General features: G+C 73.5%; 26 protein-coding genes and 1 pseudogene. 7 read left to right on the plus strand and 20 right to left on the minus strand.

What is annotated here, in order from left to right; genetic code table 11:
* Nucleotides 1-185: 185 nt before the first annotated feature.
* From ACFV0Q_RS18705 to ACFV0Q_RS18720, 4 genes are all read right to left on the minus strand, one after another.
* Complete coding sequence (locus tag ACFV0Q_RS18705) at nucleotides 186-1,250, minus strand: chitinase (RefSeq protein ID WP_385006623.1); 1,065 nt, start codon at nucleotides 1,248-1,250, stop codon at nucleotides 186-188.
* 74 nt (nucleotides 1,251-1,324) lie between these two features.
* Nucleotides 1,325-2,140, minus strand: coding sequence for an NAD-dependent epimerase/dehydratase family protein (locus ACFV0Q_RS18710; RefSeq protein WP_385006625.1), 816 nt, complete (start codon nucleotides 2,138-2,140; stop codon nucleotides 1,325-1,327).
* A 94-nt stretch (nucleotides 2,141-2,234) separates the two neighbouring features.
* Nucleotides 2,235-3,824, minus strand: a complete 1,590-nt coding sequence (locus ACFV0Q_RS18715) for an FAD-dependent monooxygenase (protein WP_385006628.1) — start codon at nucleotides 3,822-3,824, stop codon at nucleotides 2,235-2,237.
* Nucleotides 3,825-4,060: 236 nt separating this feature from the next.
* Complete coding sequence (locus tag ACFV0Q_RS18720; RefSeq protein WP_385006630.1) at nucleotides 4,061-4,198, minus strand: hypothetical protein; 138 nt, start codon at nucleotides 4,196-4,198, stop codon at nucleotides 4,061-4,063.
* A 320-nt stretch (nucleotides 4,199-4,518) separates the two neighbouring features.
* On the opposite strand from ACFV0Q_RS18720, the gene ACFV0Q_RS18725 reads away from it, so the two are divergent.
* Nucleotides 4,519-4,884, plus strand: a complete 366-nt coding sequence (locus ACFV0Q_RS18725; RefSeq protein WP_385006631.1) for a helix-turn-helix domain-containing protein — start codon at nucleotides 4,519-4,521, stop codon at nucleotides 4,882-4,884.
* On the opposite strand, the gene ACFV0Q_RS18730 is transcribed toward ACFV0Q_RS18725, so the two are convergent.
* The 5 genes and pseudogenes from ACFV0Q_RS18730 to ACFV0Q_RS18750 form a co-directional block, all read right to left on the minus strand.
* Nucleotides 4,875-6,419 carry an alpha/beta hydrolase gene (locus ACFV0Q_RS18730; protein WP_385006633.1) on the minus strand — a complete coding sequence of 515 codons (1,545 nt, stop codon included), beginning with the start codon at nucleotides 6,417-6,419 and terminating at the stop codon, nucleotides 4,875-4,877. The genes ACFV0Q_RS18725 and ACFV0Q_RS18730 overlap by 10 nt on opposite strands.
* Before the next feature lie 82 nt (nucleotides 6,420-6,501).
* Nucleotides 6,502-7,128: a DUF4352 domain-containing protein gene (locus ACFV0Q_RS18735; RefSeq protein WP_385006635.1), complete on the minus strand. Its 627-nt coding sequence runs from the start codon at nucleotides 7,126-7,128 to the stop codon at nucleotides 6,502-6,504.
* A 266-nt stretch (nucleotides 7,129-7,394) separates the two neighbouring features.
* Nucleotides 7,395-8,324 carry a hypothetical protein gene (locus tag ACFV0Q_RS18740; protein WP_385006637.1) on the minus strand — a complete coding sequence of 310 codons (930 nt, stop codon included), beginning with the start codon at nucleotides 8,322-8,324 and terminating at the stop codon, nucleotides 7,395-7,397.
* Nucleotides 8,325-8,562: 238 nt separating this feature from the next.
* A pseudogene (locus tag ACFV0Q_RS18745) lies at nucleotides 8,563-8,742 on the minus strand (ricin-type beta-trefoil lectin domain protein); the annotation flags it as partial.
* Entirely contained in the window at nucleotides 8,739-9,623 is an 885-nt protein-coding gene (locus ACFV0Q_RS18750) for a hypothetical protein (RefSeq protein WP_385006639.1), read from the minus strand. The gene ACFV0Q_RS18750 and the pseudogene ACFV0Q_RS18745, both read right to left, overlap by 4 nt.
* Before the next feature lie 202 nt (nucleotides 9,624-9,825).
* On the opposite strand from ACFV0Q_RS18750, the gene thpR reads away from it, so the two are divergent.
* Complete coding sequence (gene thpR / locus ACFV0Q_RS18755) at nucleotides 9,826-10,446, plus strand: RNA 2',3'-cyclic phosphodiesterase (RefSeq protein WP_385006641.1); 621 nt, start codon at nucleotides 9,826-9,828, stop codon at nucleotides 10,444-10,446.
* Nucleotides 10,447-10,461: 15 nt separating this feature from the next.
* Here thpR and ACFV0Q_RS18760 read toward each other — a convergent pair whose 3' ends face one another.
* The 6 genes from ACFV0Q_RS18760 to ACFV0Q_RS18785 all read right to left on the minus strand — a co-directional run bounded on the left by ACFV0Q_RS18760 (nucleotide 10,462) and on the right by ACFV0Q_RS18785 (nucleotide 15,375).
* Nucleotides 10,462-11,616 carry an oxygenase MpaB family protein gene (locus ACFV0Q_RS18760; protein WP_385006642.1) on the minus strand — a complete coding sequence of 385 codons (1,155 nt, stop codon included), beginning with the start codon at nucleotides 11,614-11,616 and terminating at the stop codon, nucleotides 10,462-10,464.
* 181 nt (nucleotides 11,617-11,797) lie between these two features.
* Nucleotides 11,798-12,316, minus strand: a complete 519-nt coding sequence (locus tag ACFV0Q_RS18765; protein WP_385006644.1) for a hypothetical protein — start codon at nucleotides 12,314-12,316, stop codon at nucleotides 11,798-11,800.
* Between the two features lie 2 nt (nucleotides 12,317-12,318).
* On the minus strand, nucleotides 12,319-12,813 hold the full coding sequence (locus ACFV0Q_RS18770; protein ID WP_385006646.1) for a hypothetical protein: 495 nt from the start codon (nucleotides 12,811-12,813) through the stop codon (nucleotides 12,319-12,321).
* 59 nt (nucleotides 12,814-12,872) lie between these two features.
* The gene (locus ACFV0Q_RS18775; RefSeq protein WP_385006648.1) at nucleotides 12,873-14,201 is read right to left on the minus strand and encodes a hypothetical protein; all 1,329 of its coding nucleotides are present in this window, start codon (nucleotides 14,199-14,201) and stop codon (nucleotides 12,873-12,875) included.
* Nucleotides 14,202-14,209: 8 nt separating this feature from the next.
* Nucleotides 14,210-14,662: a hypothetical protein gene (locus tag ACFV0Q_RS18780; protein WP_385006650.1), complete on the minus strand. Its 453-nt coding sequence runs from the start codon at nucleotides 14,660-14,662 to the stop codon at nucleotides 14,210-14,212.
* Between the two features lie 101 nt (nucleotides 14,663-14,763).
* Nucleotides 14,764-15,375 (minus strand): DUF3592 domain-containing protein, encoded by a 612-nt coding sequence (locus ACFV0Q_RS18785; RefSeq protein WP_385006652.1) that lies wholly within the window; start codon nucleotides 15,373-15,375, stop codon nucleotides 14,764-14,766.
* A gap of 210 nt (nucleotides 15,376-15,585) precedes the next feature.
* Here ACFV0Q_RS18785 and ACFV0Q_RS18790 point away from each other — a divergent pair, with 210 nt between their 5' ends.
* The gene (locus ACFV0Q_RS18790; protein WP_385006655.1) at nucleotides 15,586-16,419 is read left to right on the plus strand and encodes a class I SAM-dependent methyltransferase; all 834 of its coding nucleotides are present in this window, start codon (nucleotides 15,586-15,588) and stop codon (nucleotides 16,417-16,419) included.
* A gap of 75 nt (nucleotides 16,420-16,494) precedes the next feature.
* On the opposite strand, the gene ACFV0Q_RS18795 is transcribed toward ACFV0Q_RS18790, so the two are convergent.
* Nucleotides 16,495-17,028 (minus strand): hypothetical protein, encoded by a 534-nt coding sequence (locus ACFV0Q_RS18795; protein ID WP_385006658.1) that lies wholly within the window; start codon nucleotides 17,026-17,028, stop codon nucleotides 16,495-16,497.
* 377 nt (nucleotides 17,029-17,405) lie between these two features.
* Here ACFV0Q_RS18795 and ACFV0Q_RS18800 point away from each other — a divergent pair, with 377 nt between their 5' ends.
* The 3 genes from ACFV0Q_RS18800 to ACFV0Q_RS18810 all read left to right on the plus strand — a co-directional run bounded on the left by ACFV0Q_RS18800 (nucleotide 17,406) and on the right by ACFV0Q_RS18810 (nucleotide 18,748).
* Nucleotides 17,406-17,780: a MazG-like family protein gene (locus ACFV0Q_RS18800; protein WP_385006660.1), complete on the plus strand. Its 375-nt coding sequence runs from the start codon at nucleotides 17,406-17,408 to the stop codon at nucleotides 17,778-17,780.
* Between the two features lie 93 nt (nucleotides 17,781-17,873).
* Entirely contained in the window at nucleotides 17,874-18,341 is a 468-nt protein-coding gene (locus ACFV0Q_RS18805) for a helix-turn-helix domain-containing protein (protein WP_385006662.1), read from the plus strand.
* A gap of 38 nt (nucleotides 18,342-18,379) precedes the next feature.
* Nucleotides 18,380-18,748, plus strand: a complete 369-nt coding sequence (locus ACFV0Q_RS18810; RefSeq protein WP_385006664.1) for a DUF4180 domain-containing protein — start codon at nucleotides 18,380-18,382, stop codon at nucleotides 18,746-18,748.
* A 146-nt stretch (nucleotides 18,749-18,894) separates the two neighbouring features.
* Here ACFV0Q_RS18810 and bla read toward each other — a convergent pair whose 3' ends face one another.
* From bla to ACFV0Q_RS18830, 4 genes are all read right to left on the minus strand, one after another.
* Entirely contained in the window at nucleotides 18,895-19,815 is a 921-nt protein-coding gene (bla, locus tag ACFV0Q_RS18815; protein WP_385006665.1) for a class A beta-lactamase, read from the minus strand.
* A gap of 121 nt (nucleotides 19,816-19,936) precedes the next feature.
* The gene (locus tag ACFV0Q_RS18820; RefSeq protein ID WP_385006667.1) at nucleotides 19,937-20,803 is read right to left on the minus strand and encodes an NAD-dependent epimerase/dehydratase family protein; all 867 of its coding nucleotides are present in this window, start codon (nucleotides 20,801-20,803) and stop codon (nucleotides 19,937-19,939) included.
* A gap of 114 nt (nucleotides 20,804-20,917) precedes the next feature.
* Complete coding sequence (locus ACFV0Q_RS18825; protein WP_385006669.1) at nucleotides 20,918-21,778, minus strand: LysR family transcriptional regulator; 861 nt, start codon at nucleotides 21,776-21,778, stop codon at nucleotides 20,918-20,920.
* Nucleotides 21,779-21,850: 72 nt separating this feature from the next.
* Nucleotides 21,851-22,312, minus strand: coding sequence for a DUF6194 family protein (locus ACFV0Q_RS18830; RefSeq protein ID WP_385006673.1), 462 nt, complete (start codon nucleotides 22,310-22,312; stop codon nucleotides 21,851-21,853).
* Nucleotides 22,313-22,373: 61 nt separating this feature from the next.
* Between ACFV0Q_RS18830 and ACFV0Q_RS18835 the strand changes: the two genes are divergently transcribed.
* Nucleotides 22,374-23,108: a MerR family transcriptional regulator gene (locus ACFV0Q_RS18835; RefSeq protein ID WP_385006671.1), complete on the plus strand. Its 735-nt coding sequence runs from the start codon at nucleotides 22,374-22,376 to the stop codon at nucleotides 23,106-23,108.
* Nucleotides 23,109-23,453: the final 345 nt, after the last annotated feature.

The following is a 23,453-nucleotide window of genomic DNA, read 5'->3' on the forward strand; positions in this document are numbered from 1 at the left end:
GTGCCAGATTGGCCGGAGAAGGGCTGCCGTCGGGCGCCGTGATCGAGCAGACCGCGCGCGGGTTTCCCGGGTTCGACGACGGCATCATGGAACTCTGCCGCCGAGTCCGGTTCCGGGCGGGGGCGGGGGCGGGCGTCGAGGGTGGCGGTGCTCGCCGTCACCGCCGCCCTCGGCGCGGTGTGGCCTCAGCGTCCCTGGAGGGTCTTGACGTTGTCGCCGAAGGTCCAGTTCCGGGAGCCGTCCCAGTTGAGGGACCAGGTCATCAGTCCCTTGAGCTGGTTGCCGTAGGAGTTCCACGCCTGGGACACCAGGCTCGGCGGCATGTAGCCGCCGCCCGCGCCCGACTGCGCGGGCAGGCCGGGGACCTGTTTGTCGTACGGCACCTTGATCGTGGTGTTCTGGACGACCAGACCGCGGTTGAGGCAGTCCGTCTGCGCCTTGAAGCCGGCGACGGTTCCCGCGGAGTACGAGTCCCCGGAACAGCCGTACATGCTGCCGTTGTAGTACTGCATGTTCAGCCACCACAGCCGGCCGTTGTCCGCGTACTTCTTGACGACGGGCAGGTACGCGCCCCAGATCGAGCCGTAGGCGACGCTGCCGCCGGTGACGTACGCCGTCTCGGGGGCCATCGTCAGGCCGAAGCCGGCCGGCATCTGCCCGAGCACGCCGTCGATGATGCGGATCAGATTGGCCTGGGACGCGGAGAGCCGGGTGATGGTGCCGGAGCCGACGAGACCCGTCTCGATGTCGATGTCGATCCCGTCGAAGTTGTACTTCTTGAGGAGGGGCACGATCGTCGCCACGAACCGGTCCGCGACGGCGCTGGAGCTGAGGTCGATGCCCGCCGCCGCGCCGCCGATGGACATCAGCAGGGTGAGGCCGTCCTGTTTGGCCTGGCACATCTCGGTGGGGGTCGGCACCTTCACGGTGCTGTCCATGCCGTCCTCCCACAGGACGGTGCCGTCCGGACGGATCACCGGGAACGCGGCGTTGATGACGTTGTAGCCGTGGGCGCGGATGCGGCTGTCGGTGAGCGGGATCCATCCGAGCGGCGGGTGGACGCCGTTGGCGGCGCCGTCCCAGTTCTCCCAGTACCCCTGGAGGACCTTGCCCGCGGGCTTCGGCTTCACCGCGCAGGTGTCGGCGGCGGGCGCCGCGGAAGGGGGCGCGGTCGCCGCGGCGGCGGGTAACTGGGTGAGGAGCGCCGTCGCGAGTCCGGCGCCGAGCAGGCGGATGCTTCTACGGATCATGGGGGGTGCTCCTTCGTGCCGTTCGCGCGGGGGCAGGAGGTGCGCCACAACGTAAAGTTGGTCCAGACCATCCGTCAAGGGTGCCGACGCCGCTCCGGGCCGTGCAGGTCGGCCTGGGTGAAGGAGCCGCCGATCCAGCGGGCGTCGGGGTCGGCCGGGTCGAGGGGGCCGTGCGCGGCGAGGAGGGCCTCGGCGTAGACCTCGGCGTCGTCCTGCGGGGCGTAGCCGAGGGCCCGGGCGGAGCCGAGGTCCCACCAGGCGCGGGTGTTGGCGCTGATGGCGTTGACGATGGTGTGGCCGACGTCGGGGGCGGTGAGGGCGGCGTGGACGAGGCGGGCGCAGTCGGCGGGGCTGAGCCAGGTGGCGAGCATGCGCACCGTCCGGGGTTCGGCGTAGCAGGAGCCGATGCGCAGGGACACGGTCTCCACCCCGTACTTGTCGGCGTACAGCGAGGCGAGGTTCTCGCCGAAGGCCTTGGAAAGGCCGTAGTACGTGTCCGGTCGGGGCGGCACGTCGCTGCCGATGGGGGCGCCGCCGGTGAGCGGGACGTAGCCGACGGCATGGTTGGTGCTGGCGAAGACGACCCGGCGGACGCCTTCGAGCCGGACGGCTTCGTAGAGGTGGTAGGTGCCCCGGATGTTGGCTTCGAGCACGGCGTCGAAGGTGTCTTCGAGCGCGATGCCGCCGAGGTGGACGACGGCGTCGACGCCGCGGACCGCCGCGCGTACGGCGTCGGCGTCGCCCAGGTCGCACACGAGGGACTCGGCCCCCTCGACGGGTTTCAGGTCGGTGAGGCGCAGCCGGTAGCCGTAGCCGGGCAGGCTCGCCCGCAGGAAGCCGGCGACGCCGCCGGCGGCTCCGGTGAGCAGGACGGTGGTGGGCGGGGTCATGAGCGGAACTCCTTCGTCAGGTCGGTGAGCGGCCGGCCTCTCCGGCGGCCGGCCTCCCGCCTCCTGTCGGACCGGTCCGCCGCACCGCGCCGGGTCAGGCGCAAGCCGTCGACCCGGTGATGGTGGCGAGGGCGTCGCCGAGGGCGGAGGTGCCCGGCGGGCGGTCGCGCCAGCGGGCGCCGATGTGGCCGTCCGGCCGGATGAGCAGGGCCCCGTCCGGGGAGAGGCCGCAGAGCCCGGCCTGCTCCTCGGAGAGGATCTCGACGCGCAGCGGCCACGCTCCGGCGGCCTGCCGCTTCCCGTGGGCGGGGTCCGCGGTGAGCAGGGTGAACCATTCGCCGAAGGCGTCGAGCGTGGAGCGGCCCTGTGCGAGCCAGAGGTGTGGCATGCGGCGGCCCGGATCCGCGGTGGGGACGTAGTCCGTGCCCTCGCCGGACGGCTCCGGGAGTGGGGCGCCGTCGTCGGTGAGGACGGCGCCCGAGCGGTAGGTGATGCCGAGGACGAGGTCGAGCTGGGCGAAGTACCGCTCCGACCAGGGTGCTTCGCTCCCCTCGGACGCCGCTTCGCCGCCGCGGAGCTGCTCGCGGCGTCGGCTCTGCACGTCGATCGCACGCTTCGTGTTGGCCACCGCCTGGCGGAGGGTCAGCTGGGCGACGGGGTGCCGTTCGGCCTCGTAGCTCTCCAGCACGCCGGCACCGGCCCACCCATGGAGCACTCCCGCCAGTTTCCAGCACAGGTTGTGCACGTCGGCGATGCCGGCGTTCATGCCCATGCCGCCGAAGACGGGGATCGCGTGCGCGGCGTCGCCGGCCAGCAGGACCCGGCCGCGGCGGAAGCGTTCGGCGACGAAGGCGTTCATCACCCAGTGCTGGACCCGCAGTACGTCGGCCCGTACGCCGGCGCCCGGGCCGAGGGCGCGCGAAACGAGGGCGGACCAGTCGGCGCCCTCGATGTCCTCGGGCGTGGGAGCGAACCAGGCCCAGCCCCCTTCGGGGTAGAGCGGGGCGAACGATCCGTGCGCCGTGAAGTAGACCCCGGCGGGCTGGCGGGCACACCAGCGGCTGAGGTCTGCGTCGAACACGACGGTGGTGAAGCCCGCCATCCTTCCGGGACCGGCGGTACCGATGTCCAGCAGCTGCCGGACGGTGGAGTTCGCGCCGTCGGCGCCCAGCACGTAGCGGGCTCGGACGCGCGTTTCTTCGCCGTCCCGGCGGTCGACGAGTACGGCCACGACGCCGTCGGCCTCCTCGGTCAGACCGACGAGCTCCACCCCGAAGCGCACCGGCGCGTCCGCCCCGGCGAGCAGGGTGGGTTCCAGCCGGTCCTGCGAGGTGACCGCGCCGATCACGGGGCTTTCGGGGATCGGCGCGTTGATCCCCTCCATGGCGGCGGTGGCGAAGTCGCCGCCGTGCAGGGTGTCGCGGAAGCGGACGCGGCCGAACTCGGGTGCGAACGCGTTGGCCCTGATCCTGTCGGCGAGGCCGAGCTGACGGTAGATCTCCATCGAGCGTGCGTTGACCAGCCGGGACCGCGGGAAGGGCGACAGCTCGCGGTGCTTCTCGACCAGCAGGGTCCGCACGTCCCAGCGGTCGAGCAGGGTCCGGGCGGTGAGCCCGACCGGCCCACCGCCGACGATCAGTACGTCGGCCTCTGCGTCCGCCGCCGGCCTGCCGGGATCCGTCATGGCATCAATCTTCCCCACCCCGCAACCGGCCGCAAGGCCGACGCGGGCACACGGGCGCCGGCCCCGCGCCCGGCACCGGCACCGGCACCGGCACCGGCACCGCCGGAACGGGTCAGCCGATGGCCGGGCTGCCGAATCCGTCGGCCGAGGCGGTGTCCGCGGCGGCGGGAGGCGTCACCCGGACGGTCTTGTCCCGCTCGGTGAACGCGGCGGAGGACTCGGCCGCCCCACCCCCGTTAGGGTGCGGGGGCGGCTTCGATGTGGGTGGGGGCGAACATGCGCAGCAGGGCGGGGAGGACCAGGACGCGGGGGCCGGGGGTGGCCAGCTCGGCGATCGAGTACATCGCCCCGCCGTCCCCGGAGACGGCGGGCACGGGGCCGTCCCCCGCCCTGCTCCCGGCCGGGGCACCGGCCGGAGGGCGGTGGGTCGTCGTCCACCGGCACCGCACCAGGGCGGAGTCCGGGCCGGCCTCCCCCGGTGGCGCCGACCCGGTGCAGTGCGCCGCGCTCGGCACCGCGTTGGGTACGCCCTGCCTCGACGTGGACGGCGAGGCGCCGCGGGCCCTGGTCCCCGGCCCGGATCCCGTCGAGGCCGAGGGCGCGGCCCGGCTCGGCTGGACCCTCGGCTTCAGCTCCCCCGCGTCCACCGCCGACCTGCCAGCCGCCGACACCCAGGCGGAGCGCGCCCTGCGGCGTGCCCTCGCCACCGGGGTGCCCCTCGTACGCCACCGGACCGAGGCGCGGAGCGTCCACGGCATCGTCGACGCCGCCGACGCGACGGCGCCGGCCCGCGCCCGCTTCGCCCCGCTGGACGACGCCGCGCCGCCGGGGGGCCGCCGTACTGCTGGAGACGCTGCGCACCTGGCTCTCCGTGCACTGCGCCTGGGACCAGGCGGCCGCCGCGCTCCGGGTGCACCGCAACACCGTGCGCCACCGCATCGGCCGCGTGGCCGAGTTGCTCGACACGGACCTCCAGGACCCGGACGTACGGATGGAGTTGTGGTCCGCCCTGCGCTGGCTGCCCGGGGAGCTCGCGGCGAGTCCTCCGGGTCACTCCTGAGGCGCGGGCCGGACTTCCTCGTGGCCCCGGGCGTCGATTCCCTCGGCCGGGCAGGACACGTTCCCCTGCGGCAACGTGCCCTCCAGCAGGAAGCGTTCGATGTGCCGGTGCACACAGGCCGAGTGCCGGAAGCCGGTGTGGCCCTCGCCCTTGTAGTCGACGACGACGGCGTTCGGGCCGAGCAGGCGCGCCGTCTCCTCGGTCCACGCGTACGGGGTCGCGGGGTCGCCCCGTACGCCGACCAGGAGCATCGGCGGGACGTGCTCGGGCTTCAGGCCCGAGGTGGGGTCGACGGGCGCCGGCCAGCCCTGGCAGTAGGCGATCTCGCTCAGCTCACCCGGCCCGAAGATCTTCGACGCCTTGAGGAACTCGGGCCGCAGGGCGTCGAGTTGCCGCTGAAGGGCCCGGGGATCCCCACCGACCCCGCGGTCGGGGTAGTCGGCGCAGCTGACGGCCGCCCAGGCGGCGCCCTCGTTGTCCTCCTCGGGCTTCGCGGCCTCCAGCAGTCCCGAGGGGTCCTGCTCACGGACGAGCTTTCCCAGCCCGCGTTCCAGGGCGGGCCAGTCCCACGGCGAGTAGAGGTCGTTCTCGATGGCCAGGGCCAGGTCGGCCCCGCTGAAGCGGCCGCCGCCGGGCAGGTTCAGCGGCTTCGCGTCGAGCCGTTCGACGAGCGCCTCGGTCCGCGCTTCGGCGCGTACGGGGTCCACCCCGTGGTACAGGCAGCCCTGCTGCTCGGAGCACCAGTCGAGGAAGGCGTCGTAGGCGATCTGCTGACCGCGCGCGGTGGCCAGTTGCTGGTCGGCGAGGGGGTCAAAGAGCGTGTCGACGCCGTCGAGGACGAACCGGCCGGTGCGTTCGGGGAACTGCGCGGCGTAGACGGCGCCCAGCCGGGTCCCGTACGACCAGCCCAGGTAGTTGAGCCGGGGCTCACCGAGGGCCTGGCGGAGCACGTCCATGTCCCGGGCGACGTTGACCGTGCCGACGTACGGCAGGACGGGCCCCGAGTGGGCCCGGCAGGAGCGTACGGCGGCTTCGTTCGCGCGGAGCAGGGCGGCCGCGTCCATCGACTCGGTCTTCCGGACGGGCAGGGCCCCGGCGCAGCTGATGGGCGCGGAGCTGCCGACGCCGCGGGGGTCGAAGGAGACCAGGTCGTAGGACTGGGCCAGGGCCTGGTAGCGCTTGGCGCGCTCGGGCTCCGTCAGCCCCTTCGACAGGATGGGCAGGCCGGCCCCTCCCGGCCCTCCGTAGTTGAGGACGAGGGAACCCAGGCGCCGCTGCCCGGTGGCGGGGTGGCGCGTCACGGCGAGGTTGACGGTGCCCTTCGCCGGGTCGGCGTAGTCGAGCGGGACGTTCAGGTGCCCGCACCTCATGGACGCCTGGAAGCCGGCCGGGCACGGGCCCCAGTGGATCCGCTGCCCGTAGAAGCGGGCGAGCTCCGGGTCGTGCGGATCGGGAGGCGTCGACCCGGTGGCGCCCGGCCCGAGCGCGGTGACGACCAGTGCCGCGGCGGCACACAGCAGTGAGGCACGGTGCATGGCACCTCCGGTGGGCGCGAGGCGGAGCGACGCAGATCCAGCGTAGCCCCGCACCCCACATCCCGCCCGGCGGAGCGTTCCCCTACTTCACCTGGGCGCTGTACGTGTTGCCGAGCAGGCCGTTCCGGAAGTAGACGGTCTTCGCGGTGAGCTTGCCCTTCACCGTGATCGTGCCGGTGACCTTCTCGCCCTTGGCGAGGGTGACGGTGTCGATCTGGTCCTCGTCCACCGCGAGTTCGGCATTCCTGCGCGCCCCGTCCTCGGCCGTGACCTCGAAGGTGAGGACGTTCACGCTCACCTCCTTGTCACCGTTGTTGGCCACGGTCACCTGGATCGAGGTGTAGTCGCCGGCGCCCTGCGAGAGGATGGTGGGCTTGAACTCCGCCGGCGAGGCGGTCAGTTCCACGACCCCCTTCTTCGCCGGCTCGGGCGCGGGCTTGGCCGCGGGGGCCGCGATGGATGCCGAAGGGGCTTCGGCGGGCGGGGTGGGCGCCGAAGAGGCGGCCTTCACGCCCTCCTTCACGCCTTCCTTGAACCCGTCGCTGCTCGCGACGAGGGCGCCGCACGCGGCGAGGAGCAGCGACAGGCCGACGAGGCTTCCGCATCCGATGCCGATGATCTTGCCGACGTTGTTCTTCTTCGGAGGCTGGGGCGGGGCGGGGTACCCGTAGGGCGGAGGTGGGGTCTGGCCGGGGTAGGGGGTACTCACAGGAGGTTCCTCCGGGGACGGGGCCGACGGACGAGGCCCGCGCGGAGGTGAAGGAGGCCGTCCCGGGTCCCGCGTCCGTGACGGGTGAATGCCCTGGGCAGTCGGAGAGCAGCCGACCGGCGGGCTGCGTCAGCATGCCACAGGCGACCGCGAACATGTGCGCTTGTCTCACGAATTGATGACGTACCGCCCTGGGGTCGGCGGGCGAGGAATCCGGACGGGTGCCGCTCCCTCGCCGCACCCGTCCGGTGGGCCGGTCCGGTCGGTCAGGACGCGCAGAACGGCTCGGTGCCGACGTATCCGCCGAGGTTCTCGTCGTCCGTGCCCAGGAGGGCGTCGGCGGATCCGGGCAGGCATTCCACGGCCTCGATCTTGTACTGCGGGTACGTCCCGAGCACGGTGGGGTCCGCCGCGAGGGTCACCCGTACCCGGCCCGCCGCCGATACGGTCACCCGGCCCGCGTCGCTCACCGCGGAGTCGAAGGGGCCGTCGTCACCGGCGTCCGCCGCGGAACTCGTGATGATGCGGCCGGAGGCGGTCACCGAGATGTCGGAGATGTGCCGCACGCCCTCGCCGAGCGGGTACGCCGCCCGGTACGCCCGGCGCGTCACGGCTCCGAACAGCGGCTGGCCCCACGCGGCGAAGGTCAGGGGAGCCGCGTACAGCGTGGCGGGACGGTCCTGGCCCGCTCCGCGGTCCGCCCACAGGACGGCGAGGTGGCCGTTCTGGGCGACGAGCGCGAGGCTCTCGAAGTCGTCGCCCTCGCCGATCGCCGGGAGCGGCGTGTAGTCGACGACCGTCGCCGTGGAGCCGGCGACCTTCAGGCGGAAGACGATGCCGCGGCCGGTGAGCGCCAGGTATTCCCCCGGCATCCCGGGGATGGCCTCGATGGCCTCCAGGTCGACGGGTTCCGGTCCGTCCCAGGTGAGCGGGGCGATGTCGTCGGAGCCCGCCCGGTGGGTGATCCGGGACAGGCGCCGCTGCCCGGACCGCTTGTTGTCCTGGACGGCCAGCGCCCGCACCCCGGTCCCGTCCTCGGACGGTCCCTCGTACGCGAGGCCGCTGACGCCGCTGCGGGCGTCGTCGCCGACCTTCTGCCACGCGACGTCGGCGCCGGCCGAGCCGGTGCCGAGCACCGTCAGCAGCGCGGTCGCCACGAGGAGCCAGGAGTTGCGCCGCACCATGGGGAGTTTCACTGGGCCGCTCGCCTTCTCTGTCCGAAAGGCACGAGGTCACGCGCCGGGCGCCCAGGTTATTGATCATGGTGTACGCGGCCCAGGAGCCGTTGCTCCATTCGCGGGAGCGCGCAGGCGGACCCGACGGGCGCGCACCACGTCTACGCGCCCCACACGCCCGCCCCCGCCCCCGGCTGAAGACACGGGCCGGGGGGCGGTGCGGTGGGACAGGGCGAGGCGGTGGCCGGGGCGTGCCGTTGGCGGTCGCGCCGCCGGTCACGTCGAGGACCTTCCCGGACGCCACGTGCACGATCTGCCCCTTGGCGTTGACCGACCAGCGCTGCGCCGCCGAGCCGTTGCAGTCGTAGAGGCCGATCTTGTTGCCGTTCGTGCTCGCGTTGCGCGCGTCGTCCAGGCACTTGCCCGGCTCGCGGGTCAGGCGTCGCCGAGGAAGGCCGAGAGCGGCAGGGCCTTGGCGTCCCGCGCGGGCCGTGAGAGGTGGAAGGCGGTGTGGAACTGGCCGTCGCTCTCCCTGCCGTCGGGGTCCTCGCCCGCGGCCGTCACGGCGGCGACGGCGTACTTCTGCTCGCCCGGGCCCGTGAAGCGGCGTTGCGGGTAGGTGGGGGTGGCCGCCTTCTCGGTGACCAGCCCGAACGGCGTCAGCCCGTCGGCGATGGGCCGGTAGGAGCCGGTGCGCAGGACGAACGCCGCGACCCACACCTCGTGGCGGGCGGCGGTGAGGACCGGCCGGAAGGTGCGGGGCGAGAGGAAGCTGGCGCCTCCGGTGACGGTGATCAGCCCCACCGTCCGTACGGCGTCGAGGAGTTCGGCGCTGGGCGGATCCTCCTCCAGGTTCTCGGCGAACCCCTCGTCCAGCAGTCCGACGGCGCGCGCGTAGCCGATGGCATGGGCGGCGGGGTCGAGCCCGATCACCGGTACGGCGTCGGGCCGTCGACGGGCCGCGTAGTAGGCGCGGTCCCACGCGATGAGCTCGGCCGTGGTGAGGGCGGACGCGCGCGGCGAGGCGTAGTGGGCGTAGAGGTCGTCCAGTGTGAGGTCGTGGTTGAGGAGGGCCGCGTTGATGCCGTACGAGCAGCAGATGTCCAGTACCGCGAACGGACCGGCGGAGGCGTCGGCGCGGGCGGCGGCCAGGCGGCGGAACACGTCCTGGGCGTGGTGCGGCGTCCGGTAGCCCCAGCGGCCGACGTCGCGGAAGAAGTCCCGGGGGTCGGGCCGGTCGTAGACCGCGTCGAACGGCGTCCTGTCCGTCTGCTCGCCGGACTCCGTGCCGCTTCCGTCGGTGCCCGCCGCTCGTGTCATCGCCCGCCGTCCCCCTTCTGCGCCGTGTGCCGTGCCGTGCCGCGTCGCGTCAAGCAATAGCCGGTGCCCCCCGGGCGGTAAAGGGCGCCCGGCGAAACCCGGCCACGGCGGGTCCCGGTAGACTCACGCGTTCGATCGCGCTCCCGGCGCCCGCCTCGCCCGCCCTGCGCCGGACGGCAGCACGGCACGTACGGAACAGAAGATGACTGAAGCACCCGAGCACGACACGCACCCCTCGGTGACCGAGCGGCGGCAGACCGCGACCGTGCGCCTGTTCATCGCCCTCGCCCCGCCCGACGAGGCGAAGGAGGAACTGGCCCGGGAGCTGGGCCCCGCCTACGAGGCGCACCCGCGGATGCGGTGGAACCGCATCGAGGACTGGCACATCACGCTGGCGTTCCTCGGGGAGCTGCCGGTGGCCACCGTCGGCCTCCTGCGGCCGCCGCTGGCGCGGCTCGCCGCCGCCCGTCGGCCCCTGGGACTGGCGCTGCGCGGCGGCGGGCACTTCGACGAGCGGGTGCTGTGGAGCGGGATCGACGGGGACCTCGACGGGCTGCACCGGCTGGCCACCGAGGTCCGCGCCCTGGTCCGGGAGTGCGGTGTCGCCTTCCCGGAGCGGCCGCTGCGCCCCCACCTGACCCTGGCCCGCGCCCGCCGCAACGGTCCGTCCTGTGCGGTGGAGGCCGCCGCCGGACTCGCCGGGTTCACCGGCAGCCCCTGGGAGGCACGGCGGCTGCACCTGGTCGGCAGCAACATAGGGCGCGGGCCGGGACTCATCCGCTACCGGGACATCGAATCCTGGAGCTTCGACGGCGGGACCTGACGGACCTCCGGGCGGTCAGCGGTCGTCGTGCAGTTCCTGGTGCATCTGGGGCTGGTCGTCCTGGTCGTGCGTGAGGGCGAACTTCTGGACCTCGTTGAACGCCTTGGAGGCGATGCCGATGACGTCCTTGTACGGGTTGACGCCCACGGTCTTCTTCGCCGCGCCGCCGAGGAGCCCGCCGCCCACACCACTGACCAGCCCGTGGCCGGCGGCCAGCGGATCGGCGATGGCGCCGAGGACGCTCTTGGGCAGCCCGGCCATGTCGGCGTACTTGTCGGTCAGGGCGTGGCGGACCATCGCGATGAACGCGTCGTGCGCGCCCGGCGGGTAGAACTTCCGGTAGAAGTCGACGGCCTGCTTCGTCATGAAGACGCCGTCGTCGGTCTTCTTCCACTCCTTGTCGCGCTCCTGGTTCCACAGGGCCTCGGCCTCACCGGCGTCCTTGGGCGGCAGCCACTTCTCCTCGGTGCCGAGGTAGTGGTTGACGTAGTGCCAGGAGCACATGAAGCCGTCCGCGTCCTCCTTGGAGACGTCGAGGCCCAGGCGTGCCATGGCCTGCAGGATCTGGGTGGAGAACACGAGGGCGGCGCCGGTGGTGTACTTCTGCGAGACGGGCTCGCCCCACTTCGCGTAGTCCCACTCGCCGCTCTTCTTGTGGAGCTGGCGTACGGAGGCGTGGACGAGCCGGACCTTGGTGACGTTCGCCGCGAGGGTGCCGTCCCGCATGGCGTTCTTGTTGCCCATGTCGAGGAAGAGGCGCGAGGACTGCGACAGCCGCCGGCCGGGGCCGTCGACGCCGCCGAGGCGGCCGGTGGAGCGGAGGGTGAAGGCGCCGGTGGGGGCGAGGTAGGTGCCGATGAGGCCCACCGTGCCCTGGAGCATGGAGACTTCGCCGTGGTGGTGGGCGAAGAAGCCCTCGGCGGCCTTGACGTCCGCCTCCGACCAGTCCGGCGGCGCCGCCGCGGCCTCCTTGAGGAACTCCGCGAGCCGCGGCGGGAGTTCGGAGAGGTCCTGGCCTGGCTTGAGGGTTCCGATGGTACGGAAGAGGGCGTTGACCCCGTCGATCTCCTCGTTGTCGATCAGGTCGGAGACGAGTTGGTCGGCCTTCGGGTCACCGACCTTGTTCGCCGCTTCCAACTCGGCGGCGATCGTGGCTGTCGTCAGTCCCACAGGAGGACTCCCATCGCGGTGCTGGGGGGGTCGCCGCCGCGGCGCGCGGTATCGTCCGGCGCGACCGCGGCGGGCCGGCGGAGTACCGCCGCCGGGCACTCAGGATGGTTCCGGCCCGCGACGGAGCGCCGGAACCCTCGCGGCGGAGGGGATCGTTTCCCCCTCACCCGAACAGCCCCGATCAGGGCTTGCGCGCTCCCCGCCAGGTCCAGCCGGCGGCGAGGACGGTGTCGCGCAGGGGATCCTTCATGTCCCGGGTGACGTGCAGGCTGAAGGACACCACCTTCTGCCGGCGCCCGTCGGTGCCTCGCTCGTACGACCACTCCTGGTGCACCCGGCGGATGGGCCCCCGGCCGTGTTCGCGCTGCACGGTCCGGCCGGGCGGTGCGCCGGCCCGCGTCACCGCCCACTGCTCGTCCATCGCCCGTACCTCGCGCTCCCCGGGGACCAGGCGCAGCCAGATCTTGAAGGTCCGCTCCACCTGCCGACGGGCCATGCCGGAGCCCGAGGGGGGTTCCATGACCTTCCACTCCGCCACCAGGTCGGCGCCGCCGCCCCCGCCCGCCGCCTCGCGCACGCCGAACGGCACGTCCGTCCCGCCCAGCGCGAGCAGCGCGGCGCGCAGCTCGGTGGTGGGGATCGCCTTCACAGTGGTGTCCGGGCGCCTCGTGCCCATGTACGTGTCCCAGAGCCGGCCCATGGCTAGGCACCTTCCCCGGTGTCCGGCCGTACGCTGCGCACGAACTCCTGGAACTCGGGCACGACGCTGTCGTGCTGGGCCGCGGTGGCGGTCAGCGCCAGCCGGAGCACGGCCCGCCGGTGGGGGTCGGCGGTGTCGACGAGGGCCAGGTAGACCTGGGACTGTACGAGCTCGCGGCTGACGTCCCCCGCGACGGCGGAGAAGGTCAGCCGCTGGGTGAGGGCGGGCGAGTCGGCGGTTCCGGCCTGGTGGCGCTGGACGACCCGGACGGATTCGGCGACCTCGCGCAGGCGCTGCGCCGACTCGTCGGCGAGATCGACCAGGGTCGCCTCCTCGGGCGGGAACCCGCCGTCGATGGTGATGTTGGCGGCGAAACCGGAGTCGGGGTGCGGGTGCACCGCCGCGAAGGCGACGCCGGGGTCGACCTCACCCCGGCGGGCCGGGAGCCAGCCCTCGGGCAGACGGAATTCGATCGGTACCGGCAGTGCCGTGGGCATGTCGGGTCTTCCTTCCAGGGGGTGCTCGGTGTGGGGGGAGTGCGGGGTGTGGGGGTGCGTCAGTCGAACCAGCCGCCGACGGTGTCCTTGACGTCGCCCGCGGTGTCGCCCACGAAGTCGGCGACGTCACCGGCGGCCTTGGTCACCTTGTGCGGGTCGACGGTGATCTCCAGTCCGACGGCTCCGCCGAGACCCGGGGCGATGCCGGCCTTGCCGCCGATCTTCCACGCGCCGGTCTCCGGGTCCTTGCGGACGCCCCACGAGGCCTCCGCTCCGGCACCCGCCCAGCCCTCGCCCGTCACACCGACGCCGATGCCACCGGCCTCCACTCCGGTGGCGCCGGATATCTTGCCTCCGGCGAACGCCTTCGCGCCGACGCCCACCTCGGTCTTGGTGGCCTTCGCGGAGACCGAGGCCTCGCCTCCGGCGAAGCCCTCGACGCGCCCGTAGGCACCGACCTGACCGTACTCGACGCGGCCCTCGGTCAGCGCCCTGATGCCCACGGACGCCTCGGCCTTGCCGTTGACGCCCTGGTCGGTGATGCCCCAGTTGGCGCTGGCCCGGGCTCCGGCGTACATGTCGTCGACGCCGGACAGCGTCCACCGTCCGTCGGTCACCGACCCCTTGGCGGTGGCGTGGAAGAGGTCGGCGTACGCCTTGACCGAGCCTTCCTTGCCGTACTTGGTGCCGCTGACGGAGAAGCCCGCGTCGGGGCCGGTCACCTTCGTGGGATCGGTCTTGTCCGGGGAGCTGAGGTCCGGCAGGGTCTTCGGGGCCTTCGAGAGGTCGCCCTCGGGATGGGCGTTGAACCCGTTGAACGTTTCGTCGGCGCCCTTGCCGAAGGCGTCGCGGTTGCTGTCGACGACGGCGGCGCTCAGGGCGGCCCGGACCTGCCCGTCGAGCTCGGAGACCGCCGTCACCCGGTCGTCGATGTGCTTCTGCCATGTGGTGACGGCCTCGCTGATCGACTTCTGGCCGTCGGGGTCGTGGTGGTAGGCGCTGCGTTCGGAGGGCGTGAGCCGGGCGTAGTCGAAGGCGACCCGTCCCTGTTCGGAGACGGTCATGCCGGCGGCCACCGCGTCGTCGCGGGCGCTCTCCAGCTTCTTCTTGAGGTCGGTGAAGCCCTCGTGGGCGTCGCGCAGCAGGCTGGCGACCGCCTTGGCCTGGCTCTGCGCGGCGGTGTACTCGTAGCGGGTCGCCTTGAAGCTGGTGTGGGCGGTCCCGGCGCTGGCGCCGGACCAGTTCGCTCCCAGGGTGATCTTCTGGACGGAGTCGCCGTAGCGGGTCTCGACCTTCTTCAGCTCGCCCGCCATGGAGTCCCACTTGCCGGCGGCCGTGGTGAGCAGGCCCAGGTCCGTGGTCATGACCTCGTGGTAGTTCAGCGCCATGACTCCCCCTACAGGCCGTTGAGCTTCGACCGGGACGTGCGGAACTGACCGCCCAGTCCGGTGTCGTTGCCGGTGATGAGGGAGTTCGCGCCGCGCAGTGCGGTCTTCTCACCGGCCAGCCGCCCCATCAGGGTCTTGACCTGCTGGTCCCAGGTGTCGGCCACCGTCTTCAGTCCGGCGGCGGTCTCCCAGCCGTCGAAGCCCTTGCGGGCGGCTTCGGTGGTGGCGTCCGCGTGCTCGGTGGCCTTCTTGGTGTTCGGCTGGAGCTCGGTCTCGATCGTGTTGGCGGCGGCCGTCTTCTCCGCGGGCGTGGAGGCGAAGTCCTGGGGCCCGGTGCCCGGGACGAAGGGGCCCATGGGGGCCGGGCCCGGGCCCGGGGCGCCGTTCAGCCGCGTGCCCACTTCCCGGTCCGACACGGCCGCGCTCCCGCGACCCCACACCTGGCCGGATTCCTCTGACATCTGGATCTCTCCCCCGTCGGCAGGGCACCGATCCTATGCATGACAACCAGCCACGGGCCAAGCACCCCACGGCTCGAAAGAACCGCGGTCGGGACCGGAGGTCAGTGGGGCAGGTCGGGGAAGCCCGAGGGCGGCGGCGGGAGTTCGGTGGGCCACTGGAGGGAGGGGCCGCCGGGGGGCGCGGGCGGCGCGGCGGGCGGGGCGTCCGGTACGTCGAGCCGGGTGATCCTGTCGACCCGGTGGCGGATCTCGCCGATGCCGCTCGCGACGGTGAAGAAGACGCAGGCCACCGTGACGCACAGGAGCGCGAGGAAGGTGAGGCACCCGATGGCCAGCACGGACTTCGTACGCGCCCCGCGGTCGCCGGGCGGCAGCGCGGTCGCCCGGTCGGGGCGCCCCCGCGGGTACCGCACGGTGACCGGCTCGCCCTCCAGCACGAGGCTCGACCCCGCCTCCTCGAACCGCGTCACCTCGCCGTCGAGGGTGGTGAACTCGTACAGCTGCCGCCTGCTGCTCGTGGTCGACGGGGCCCGTCCGTAGCCCGCGCTCCGGGTGACCGTGGTCACCCGCGTCCGCAGCAGGCGCCCCGGGACGGCGATGCCACTGCTCCAGGCCGCCCGCAGCCGCCGCCCCAGGACGACGACCCGCGCGATGCCCGCGAGCGCGGCGAGCGCCATGAGGGAGGGTATGGCGGCAAACAGGATGCTGAACATGAACCACCGTCACATAGGCGCGTTTTCCCGTATTCAACAGGATTGGTGCAGACCTGCGCGAACGCCTTTGGGGGCTCGCGGGTCCCGTCGGGCGACCCGGCGTCCCGCGCCGCGCGGCCCGGGCGGGCGGTCTGTCGCAACCGGGTGCCGCCGCGCCACACTGAGCCCCGGGGACAGGGCGTCCCGGAAGTCCACGGAGGTGATGAGGCGTTGACGGGTGACCCTCGGCAGCAGTCCGCCCCGGTCGTACGGCCCTCGGTGTGGGAAACGTACGGGCCGGCCGATCTCAGTGCCGTTCCCGTGTTCTCGGGAGGGTTCATCAACTTCGGGTACTGGGGGTCGGTCGACCTCGGGAGCCCGCTGTCGGAGGGCGACCGGGTCCGCAGCGAGCAGGACCTCTACCGGCAGGTCCTGGACGCCGCCGCCCCCGGGGGCGGCCGGGCTGTGGAGGTCGGCTGCGGTCTGGGCCTCGGCTGCGCGCTCGCCCTGGAGGAGTACCGGCCCGAGGCCATCACGGGGGTGGACATCCACCCCCAGCAGCTCCAGCGGGCCCGGCTGGCCAACGCCCCGCTGCTGGAGGCCCGGCCGGACCGGCTGCGCTTCGTCCTGGGCGCGGCCGAGAGCCTGCCGTTCGGCGACGGGGAGTTCGACTGCCTCTACAGCGTCGAGGCCGCCCAGCACTTCCCGGACCTGTCCGCCTTCGCCCGGGAGGCGGCCCGGGTCCTGCGGCCCGGCGGGCGGGTCGCGGTCGCGAGCTTCTTCACCGTCGACGGCGCTCCCGGTCACGCCGACCGGCTCGCCGGGCTGCTGGACTCGTTCGCCAGCGGCCTGGACATCGCCCGGCCCGCCTCCCGGCTCACCGACGCCCTCGCCGGCGCCGGTCTCGTCGACGTCCGGACCCGCTCGATCGGCCCGCAGGTCTGGCCCGGCTGGGACCGCTGGCTCTCCCGCCTCTGGGAGCCGGGCACCTGGCCCCGGAACTTCCTGGCCGCCTGGGAGCAACGGATCCTGGACTACTACCTGATCACCGCCACCCGCCCGTAGCGGCCGACGGCGTCCCGCCGGGGCGCCGGCTCGCCCCGTGCGGAGCCGCGGGGGCGGCGTCCGACGGGCCGGGGGTCAGCGTGTGCGCCGAGGGCCGCCGCGGTGGGGGCGGCGGCGGGCGACGGCTTCGGGGGCGGCCTCGGGGGACGAGAACCCGCCGGCCACGACCACGCGTGCCGGGGCCGGGGCGGCAGCCGCCTGCTCGGCGGCGGGGCGCGCGGCCAACGAGCCCTGGGCCCGCCCGAGGACGGCGGTGTGCGGGATCAGGGGCGCGCAGGCCTGGCAGATCTCGGCCAGCGTCCAGACCTGTCCCACGGCCGGGTTGTGGACGAGGAGGAGCAGGGGTGCTCCGGCGCACGACGCCCTGGCGTCCTCGTGGAAGGCGCAGTCGGCGGCCCCGCAGGCGCACGCGGCGTCGGGGCGGACGGTGGCGAGCCGGGCGTGCGCCCTGGCGTGCTCGGCGGCGAAGCGCCGCATGGCCGCGGCGTCCTTGGAGCGGGGCGGCATCCGGCAGGCGCCGGTGCTGCAGGTCACGGAGACGGTGTGGTCCGCGTGGCCCGTGAGGCGGACCGTCCAGGTCCGTCCGGGAACGCGCGGTGCGGGAAGCATGGTCATAGGGGAGCCGTTCGTTCACGAAATGGCGGTGGCGTGCCCTGTACGGCGGTCTCAGGGTTGGGCGGTGGATCGGACGCGGCACACACTCGGCACGCTCGGCGGGCCCCGCGCGGAGGCGAGCGGGTGGCGAGGTGGAGGTCGCGCGTCATGAAAGGGCACGTGGCCCATGGAGGCCTACTGCTGTTTTCGCACGTGACCGGTGGACTGTCAACGGAGCGGCGCCGAGGCGTGCGGGGAGACCGCGGGCGGCGGCCTGCCGCACACCGGGCCGACGGGCGGCAACACCCGGCTGCGGCCGGCTCGTTGACCGACCACGGCAGCCGCGCTCCCGGCCCGGCCGCCCGTACGCCCTTCGGAGAAGAGGAACGACCGTGCAGCACGTGTGGACCACCATCGAGGAACTCGCCAGGACCTTCACGGAACGCGCCGGCGAACGGGGCCTGTCGGAGGAGGAACAGTGGACCCTGCAGGTCCTCAAGATCGGTGAGGAATTCGGCGAGGCGGCCCAGGCCGTCATCGGAGTGCGCGGCAGCAACCCGCGCAAGGGGTTCAGCCACGACTGGTCGGACGTCCAGGCGGAGGTCGCGGACACCGCCATCACCGCGCTGGTCGCCCTCGCGCGGATGCGTCCGGACGACGCCGAGGAGTACTTCGCCCGCCAGCTCGCCGCGAAGAGCGCGAGGTTCCTGCCGGGCCCGCGGCAGCCCGCCTCCGAGGCCCCCGTCTCACCGGAGGCCGGCCGGTGACCGCGCACCCAGCCTCCCCGCCGGACTTCACTAGGACTACCCTTCCATTCCCTATACCGCTCCATCTGAGGTACCTTTAGGGAAGTTAAGGGAATGGAAGGGAACGACGTGGGTGACGTGGCGCGGCAGCTCTACTACTCGGTGGACCAGGTGGCGGACCAGCTCGGACTGCACGTCCGGACCGTGCGGGGATACGTACGGGACGGCCGGCTGAAGGCGACGCGCGTCGGCCGCCAGTACCGGATCACGCCCGCCGACCTGGAGGCCTTCACCGGTCTCCCCGCCCCTTCGCCCGCCCGCCGCACGCGCCATACCGAGGTGTCCGGCATCGTGCAGATCGACGCGATCGACCCCGTCGCCGTGGACCGCCTGACCAACCTGATCATGGCCGCCGCCACCGGGCGGCACGGCAACGGCCCCGGCCGCCAGGACGCCGACCGCCTGCGCGTGGAGAGCGTTCACGACGAGGAGCGGGCCACCCTCAAGATCATCATCGTGGGCGGACTCGACACCACGGCCGAACTCCTGCGGCTCATCGACTCGGTCGTCCAGGACCTGTGACCGACGGCGCGAACCCCCACCGGGAGGAACCGAACCCCATGCCTGACACGATCGAGCACCTCGAGGGCACGACCGTCCTCGTCCGCGCGCCCGACGGCGCCGTCGTCCGCGACGAGCGCGACGCGACCGACCTGATCGGCGACGGGATGTACCAGGGCGCGGACTGGGTCCTCCTGCCGGTCGAATGCCTGACGGAGGACTTCTTCCGGCTGCGGACCCGCCTCGCCGGAGACATCGTCCAGAAGTTCGCCACCTACCGGCTGAAGCTGGCCGTCGTCGGCGACATCGCGCACCACGTCGCCGCCAGCGACTCCCTGCGGGACTTCGTACGGGAGAGCAACCGCGGCACCCAGCTCTGGTTCCTGCCGGACGCGGAAGCCCTGCGCACACGGCTGACCCGCCCCTGAGACGCCTGGCCGCGTACGGGCCGGAGCCGCCCCGGGGAACGGAGAACCCGGGGCGGCGGGTGCACCCAGCACATCAACGAGCCGACGCAGAATCGGTTCCGCACGATGTCGCGAAAGGTGGCGGCGCATGGTCCGCACTGCCGGGATCAGGCCAGGGCGGCTGCCAGCAGCGCGGCGGTCTTGGCCACGAGGGGGTGGTCGGCGGTGGCGTCGGGGCGGTCGTGCGTCGTCAGGACGGTCATCACGATCGGCGGGCGGTGCGGGGGCCAGGTGATCCCCGCGTCGTTGTTGGTGCCGTACGCGCCCCCGCCGGTCTTGTCGGCCAGCGTCCAGTCGGCCGGCAGGCCCTTGCGGAAGCGTTCGGTGCTGGTCGTGTTGGCCAGGAGCCAGCCCGTCAGCCGTTCCCGGTCGCGCGGCGCGAGCGCGTCGCCGAGGGCCAGTGCGGTATAGGTCCGGCCGATGGCGCGGGGGCTCGTGGTGTCCGTCAGCCGCTCGGGCTCGGCCGAGTTCAGCTCGGGCTCCCAGCGGTCGAGCCGGGTGGTCCGGTCTCCCAGCGACCGGCAGAACCGGGTCACGGCCTGCGGTCCGCCCAGCTCCCGCAGCAGCAGGTTGGCGGCGGCGTTGTCGCTCTGGCAGATCGCCGCGGCGCAGAGCTGCTCCACGGTCAGCCCGCCCGCCACGTTCCCGGGCAGGCCGGTGACGGGGCCGAACCCGGAGTCCTTCACGTCCTGTTCGGTGTAGAAGACGCGCCGGGCGAGGAACTCGCCGTCCCGGTCGAGGTCACGCAGGACGGCGCCGACGGCGAGGGTCTTGAAGACCGAGCACATCGGGAAGCGCTCGTCCGCCCGGTGGGCAATCGTCCGGCCACTGGCCGTGTCCCGCGCGAACACCCCCAGGCGGGCGCCGTGCTCCCGCTCCAGGGCCCGCAGTTCGCGGACGACGTCGGCGCCCCGCGCGGGCGCCGCGGAGGCCGTCCCGCCGAATGGAATCCCGGCCAGCACCGCTCCCGCACCCACCCCGGCGGTCAGTACGGCACGGCGGCTCGGACGCTCTCCTGCGCTCCACACGATCCGGTCTCCCCTTCGCTCTCGTACTCCCCTACGTCATCAGGACGTTCCGGACACCACGGGAGTTCCCGACCCGCGACGCGGTGGCCACGGTCGGCGACGGGGAGGGACCCTTGGCGGATCAGCCCCGGGCGAGTTCGGCCAGGGCGTCGAGACGGGTGGGCGTCCAGCCGAGTTCGCGGCGCGCCCGGGCTCCGCTGAACTGCTGGTCGAGCGCGAACGCCTCGGCGATCGGGCCCATCCGCCGCACGGCCTCGTCCAGGGTCAGCGTGTCGATCCTGTCCGGGCATCCGGCGGCGTGGCTGAGGGCCCGGGTGATGTGGGACAGCGGAAGGTTCTGGCCGCTGACCCCGGCGTACACGGAACCGGCCGGTGCGTTCAGGGCCCGGACGTACAGTTCGGCGATGTCGTCGACGTGGACCAGCGCCCAGTGGCCGGAGCCGTCCCCGATGCAGGGCACGGCGCCCGCGGTGCGCCCCGGCTCGACGAAGAACGACTGCGCCAGTCCGCCGGAGCGGCCGTAGACCAGCCCCGGCATCACCACGACCGGGCGCTCTCCGGTGGCGGCCCGGGCGAGCACCCGCTTCTCGTTCTCCAGCCGCCAGGCGGTGATGCGCGGCGGGCTCAGCGGGGCGTCCTCGTCGACGACCCCGTCCGTGTCGCCGTACACCCACACCCCGCCCGTGTGGACGTAGGGGCCGCTTCCCACGCCGTCCTGCAGTGCCTCCGCCGCCGCGCGGTCGACGTCCGCGGTGCCTTCGGCGTAGTCCACCCCGAGGTGGATCACCCCGTCGGCCGCGCGGGCCGCCTCACGCAGGACGCCGGTGTCGGTCAGCGCCCCGGCGACCGGGGTGGCGCCGAGGCCTGACACGGTGCGCGCCGCGTGCTCGCTGCGCGCCAGGGCGCTCACGCCGATGCCGTGGCGGGTCAGGGCCCGGATGGTGGAGCGGCCGATGTAGCCGGAGCCGCCCGTGATGAAGATCTGCATCGCTCTCACGTTCCCAGTCGAGGGCGGCGGGGGATTCCGCCGCTCCTCCACCCTCGCCGCGTGCCCCGGCCGGCGTCCAAGACCTCTTCCGTCAGCGGTGATGCCCTCAGGGCATCAGTGCTGGGCAGCGGCGATGTCGGCGAACTCGGGGAGCAGGGGGGAGCGGCGGCCGGCGCTCCAGGCCAGGCAGACCTCGCCCGGTCCGATGTCGTCGATGGGCACGTGCGCGACATCGGTATGCGTGTAGTAGGCCGCGGTGGACAGCGGCAGGACGAGGACGCCCCCGGACGTCGCGACGTGCTCCAGCTTCTCCTCGACGGTGGCGAACGCGGGCCGGGGCCCGGCCCCCTCGCCGCCGGTCCGCTCGGGGAGGTCGCGCCACTCGGGGACGGCGTCGGGGTCCTGCAGCAGCCGCTCGGGCGCCAGGTCCGCGATGACGATGGACTCCTTGCCCGCCAGCCGGTGGTCCGCGGGCAGTACGGCGACGCGGGGCTCCCGGAAGAGCGGGCGCAGCTCCAGTCCGCGATGGTCGACGGGCAGCCGTACGAAGCTCACGTCGAGCAGGCCCTCGTGCACCCCTTGGACCTGGTCGCCCCAGGACGTGCGCACCACCCGCACGCTCACCTCGGGATGCCGGGCGGAGAAGGCGCGCACCGCACCGGTCACGGTGATGCCGGGCATGAAGCCGACCGTGAACACCGAGGACCCGTGGGCGGCCTGCTGGACCCGGCGGAACAGGGCCTGCGCGTTGGCCAGCAGGGGGCGCGCGTCCTCCAGCAGTTGACGGCCGGCGGCGGTCAACTCCGTGCTCTGCCTGTTCCTGGTGAACAGCTGCACGCGCAGCTCCTGCTCCAGCGCGCGGATCTGCCGGGACAGCACCGGTTGCGTGATGTGCAGCCGCTCGGCGGCCCGGCCGAAGTGCGACTCCTCGGCCACGGCCACGAAGTAGCGCAGCTTGCGCAGATCGACATCCACGACATCTCCCACCGTGCAGACACCGGCCCCCACCCTAGTGCCGCCGGACCCGGCCACGTCTGCGAAGGGTCCCTACGGCGTCTCGTGGCGGCGCTCGAAGCGGGTGCGGGCCGCGGCGTGGGCGCTGCGCAGGAGGTGCAGGACGGTGGGTGTCGTGCGCTCGGCGGGGTTGACCACCGCGATCCAGCCGTACGGGCCGTACACCGGGTGCGGTGTCACGGTGTCGGCGGCCGCGTGGTCGCGGGGGCGGGTGAGGTCGCCCGGCTCCTCCCCCGTGAGCTCGAGGAACGTGGCCCGGTCGACGCGGACGTTGACGCGCCAGCGGCCCGGCCGGTCCAGGTCGGAAGCGGTGTCGCCCGGGTAGTCCTTGGTGACGATGGTGCCGTAGGGCTGCACGTTCCGCGGCGGGCGCCCGTCGGGGGCGTAGGAGAAGAACGCGTCCCCCCAGGCCACCTCCGGTGACCCGTCGCCGCGCTCCGGGATGTCCACGTGCGCTCCGGGCAAGGCGCGCACGGCCGCGATGATCTGTTCCATACTCGTGTCCGTACTCATGGTTCAAGGATCACCTTCAAGTGCTTGTGTGGGGTTGGCACCGATGCGGACCGTCGACGTGGCCAGGGAGTCCGGGTACTCCGTGCAGCAGGTCCGCGACCTGGAGCGGCTCGGGGTCATTCCCCCGGCCGGCCGGTCGGGCAACGGCTACCGCTCCTACGCGCCGCTCCACGTGCGGGCCCTGCGCGCCTACCGGGGGCTCGCGGCGGCCGCCGGGCCCGTCGCCGCCCGCCGGACGCTCGCCGGGCTGCGGTCCGGGACGCTCACGGAGGCGGCCGCGGCCGTCAACGCCGTGCACGTCGGGCTCGCCCGGGAGCGGGAGGAGGCGCTGCACGCCCTGGAGGCGTTGCGGGCGATCCGGGCCGAGGCCGACGCGCCGGGGTTCGAGCGCGAGGGCGGGGCCATGACGATCACCGAGCTGGCCGGGGCGCTGGGCGTCCGTACGTCGACCCTGCGGTTCTGGGAGCAGGAGGGCCTCGTCCTGCCCGAGCGCGTGACCTCGCTGCGCGCACGCCGCTACGGGCCGCCGGCCATCGGCGCGGCCCGGATCGTCGCGGCCCTGCGCTCCTCCGGGTACGGGATTCCGGCGGTGCGCGAGGTGATGGGGTCCCTGGACCGGCGGGGCGGCCCTGAGGAGACGGAGCGCGTGCTGGGGCGGCGGCTGGAGCAGATCGCCGCGCGGACGGTGGGGCTCCTGCGGGCGGGCGCGGACCTCGCGGCCGTCGTCGCCTCCGCCGGGGAACCGGACGTCGTCCCGGCCGGCGCAAACGCCACGTGAAGCGGCGCGACCGTACACCGTGGAGGCACCATCCGTTCACCGGCCGAGATCAGGATCGGGAGCGAGCGGAGCCGGGCAACCGTCCAGCCCGGCCCGCCGTACCGACCACCGCCCTCGGCCCGCGCCCCACGCGCGGCCCGGGGATGCATCACCGAACGGATCCCCCCATGACCGCCTCCCCCTTCGCCCCCGTACGCCGCCCCGTGCGCCGCGCGCTCATGACCGCCGCGGCCGCCGCGGCCGCGATCGTGAGCCTGCTCGCGGGAGCCCCCGCGGCCTCGGCGCAGAGCCCGGCCGCGGCGCAGAGCCCGGCCGCGGCGCAGAGCCCGGCCGCGGCGCAGAGCC

The organism is Streptomyces sp. NPDC059564 (assembly GCF_042735575.1).
Taxonomy (GTDB): domain Bacteria; phylum Actinomycetota; class Actinomycetes; order Streptomycetales; family Streptomycetaceae; genus Streptomyces.

What these genes read in the sequence shown, in the direction of transcription:
- ACFV0Q_RS18770 (WP_385006646.1), bottom strand. Translation starts at nt 12,813, where the DNA reads ATGCCCACGGCACTGCCGGTACCGATCGAATTCCGTCTGCCCGAGGGC.
- ACFV0Q_RS18780 (WP_385006650.1), bottom strand. Translation starts at nt 14,662, where the DNA reads ATGTCAGAGGAATCCGGCCAGGTGTGGGGTCGCGGGAGCGCGGCCGTG.
- ACFV0Q_RS18805 (WP_385006662.1), top strand. Translation starts at nt 17,874, where the DNA reads ATGGAAGGGAACGACGTGGGTGACGTGGCGCGGCAGCTCTACTACTCG.
- ACFV0Q_RS18705 (WP_385006623.1), bottom strand. Translation starts at nt 1,250, where the DNA reads ATGATCCGTAGAAGCATCCGCCTGCTCGGCGCCGGACTCGCGACGGCG.
- ACFV0Q_RS18785 (WP_385006652.1), bottom strand. Translation starts at nt 15,375, where the DNA reads ATGTTCAGCATCCTGTTTGCCGCCATACCCTCCCTCATGGCGCTCGCC.
- ACFV0Q_RS18810 (WP_385006664.1), top strand. Translation starts at nt 18,380, where the DNA reads ATGCCTGACACGATCGAGCACCTCGAGGGCACGACCGTCCTCGTCCGC.
- ACFV0Q_RS18730 (WP_385006633.1), bottom strand. Translation starts at nt 6,419, where the DNA reads ATGCACCGTGCCTCACTGCTGTGTGCCGCCGCGGCACTGGTCGTCACC.
- ACFV0Q_RS18710 (WP_385006625.1), bottom strand. Translation starts at nt 2,140, where the DNA reads ATGACCCCGCCCACCACCGTCCTGCTCACCGGAGCCGCCGGCGGCGTC.
- ACFV0Q_RS18715 (WP_385006628.1), bottom strand. Translation starts at nt 3,824, where the DNA reads ATGACGGATCCCGGCAGGCCGGCGGCGGACGCAGAGGCCGACGTACTG.
- ACFV0Q_RS18795 (WP_385006658.1), bottom strand. Translation starts at nt 17,028, where the DNA reads ATGCTTCCCGCACCGCGCGTTCCCGGACGGACCTGGACGGTCCGCCTC.
- ACFV0Q_RS18750 (WP_385006639.1), bottom strand. Translation starts at nt 9,623, where the DNA reads ATGACACGAGCGGCGGGCACCGACGGAAGCGGCACGGAGTCCGGCGAG.
- thpR (WP_385006641.1), top strand. Translation starts at nt 9,826, where the DNA reads ATGACTGAAGCACCCGAGCACGACACGCACCCCTCGGTGACCGAGCGG.
- ACFV0Q_RS18835 (WP_385006671.1), top strand. Translation starts at nt 22,374, where the DNA reads ATGCGGACCGTCGACGTGGCCAGGGAGTCCGGGTACTCCGTGCAGCAG.
- ACFV0Q_RS18765 (WP_385006644.1), bottom strand. Translation starts at nt 12,316, where the DNA reads ATGGGCCGGCTCTGGGACACGTACATGGGCACGAGGCGCCCGGACACC.
- ACFV0Q_RS18830 (WP_385006673.1), bottom strand. Translation starts at nt 22,312, where the DNA reads ATGGAACAGATCATCGCGGCCGTGCGCGCCTTGCCCGGAGCGCACGTG.
- ACFV0Q_RS18820 (WP_385006667.1), bottom strand. Translation starts at nt 20,803, where the DNA reads ATGCAGATCTTCATCACGGGCGGCTCCGGCTACATCGGCCGCTCCACC.
- ACFV0Q_RS18775 (WP_385006648.1), bottom strand. Translation starts at nt 14,201, where the DNA reads ATGGCGCTGAACTACCACGAGGTCATGACCACGGACCTGGGCCTGCTC.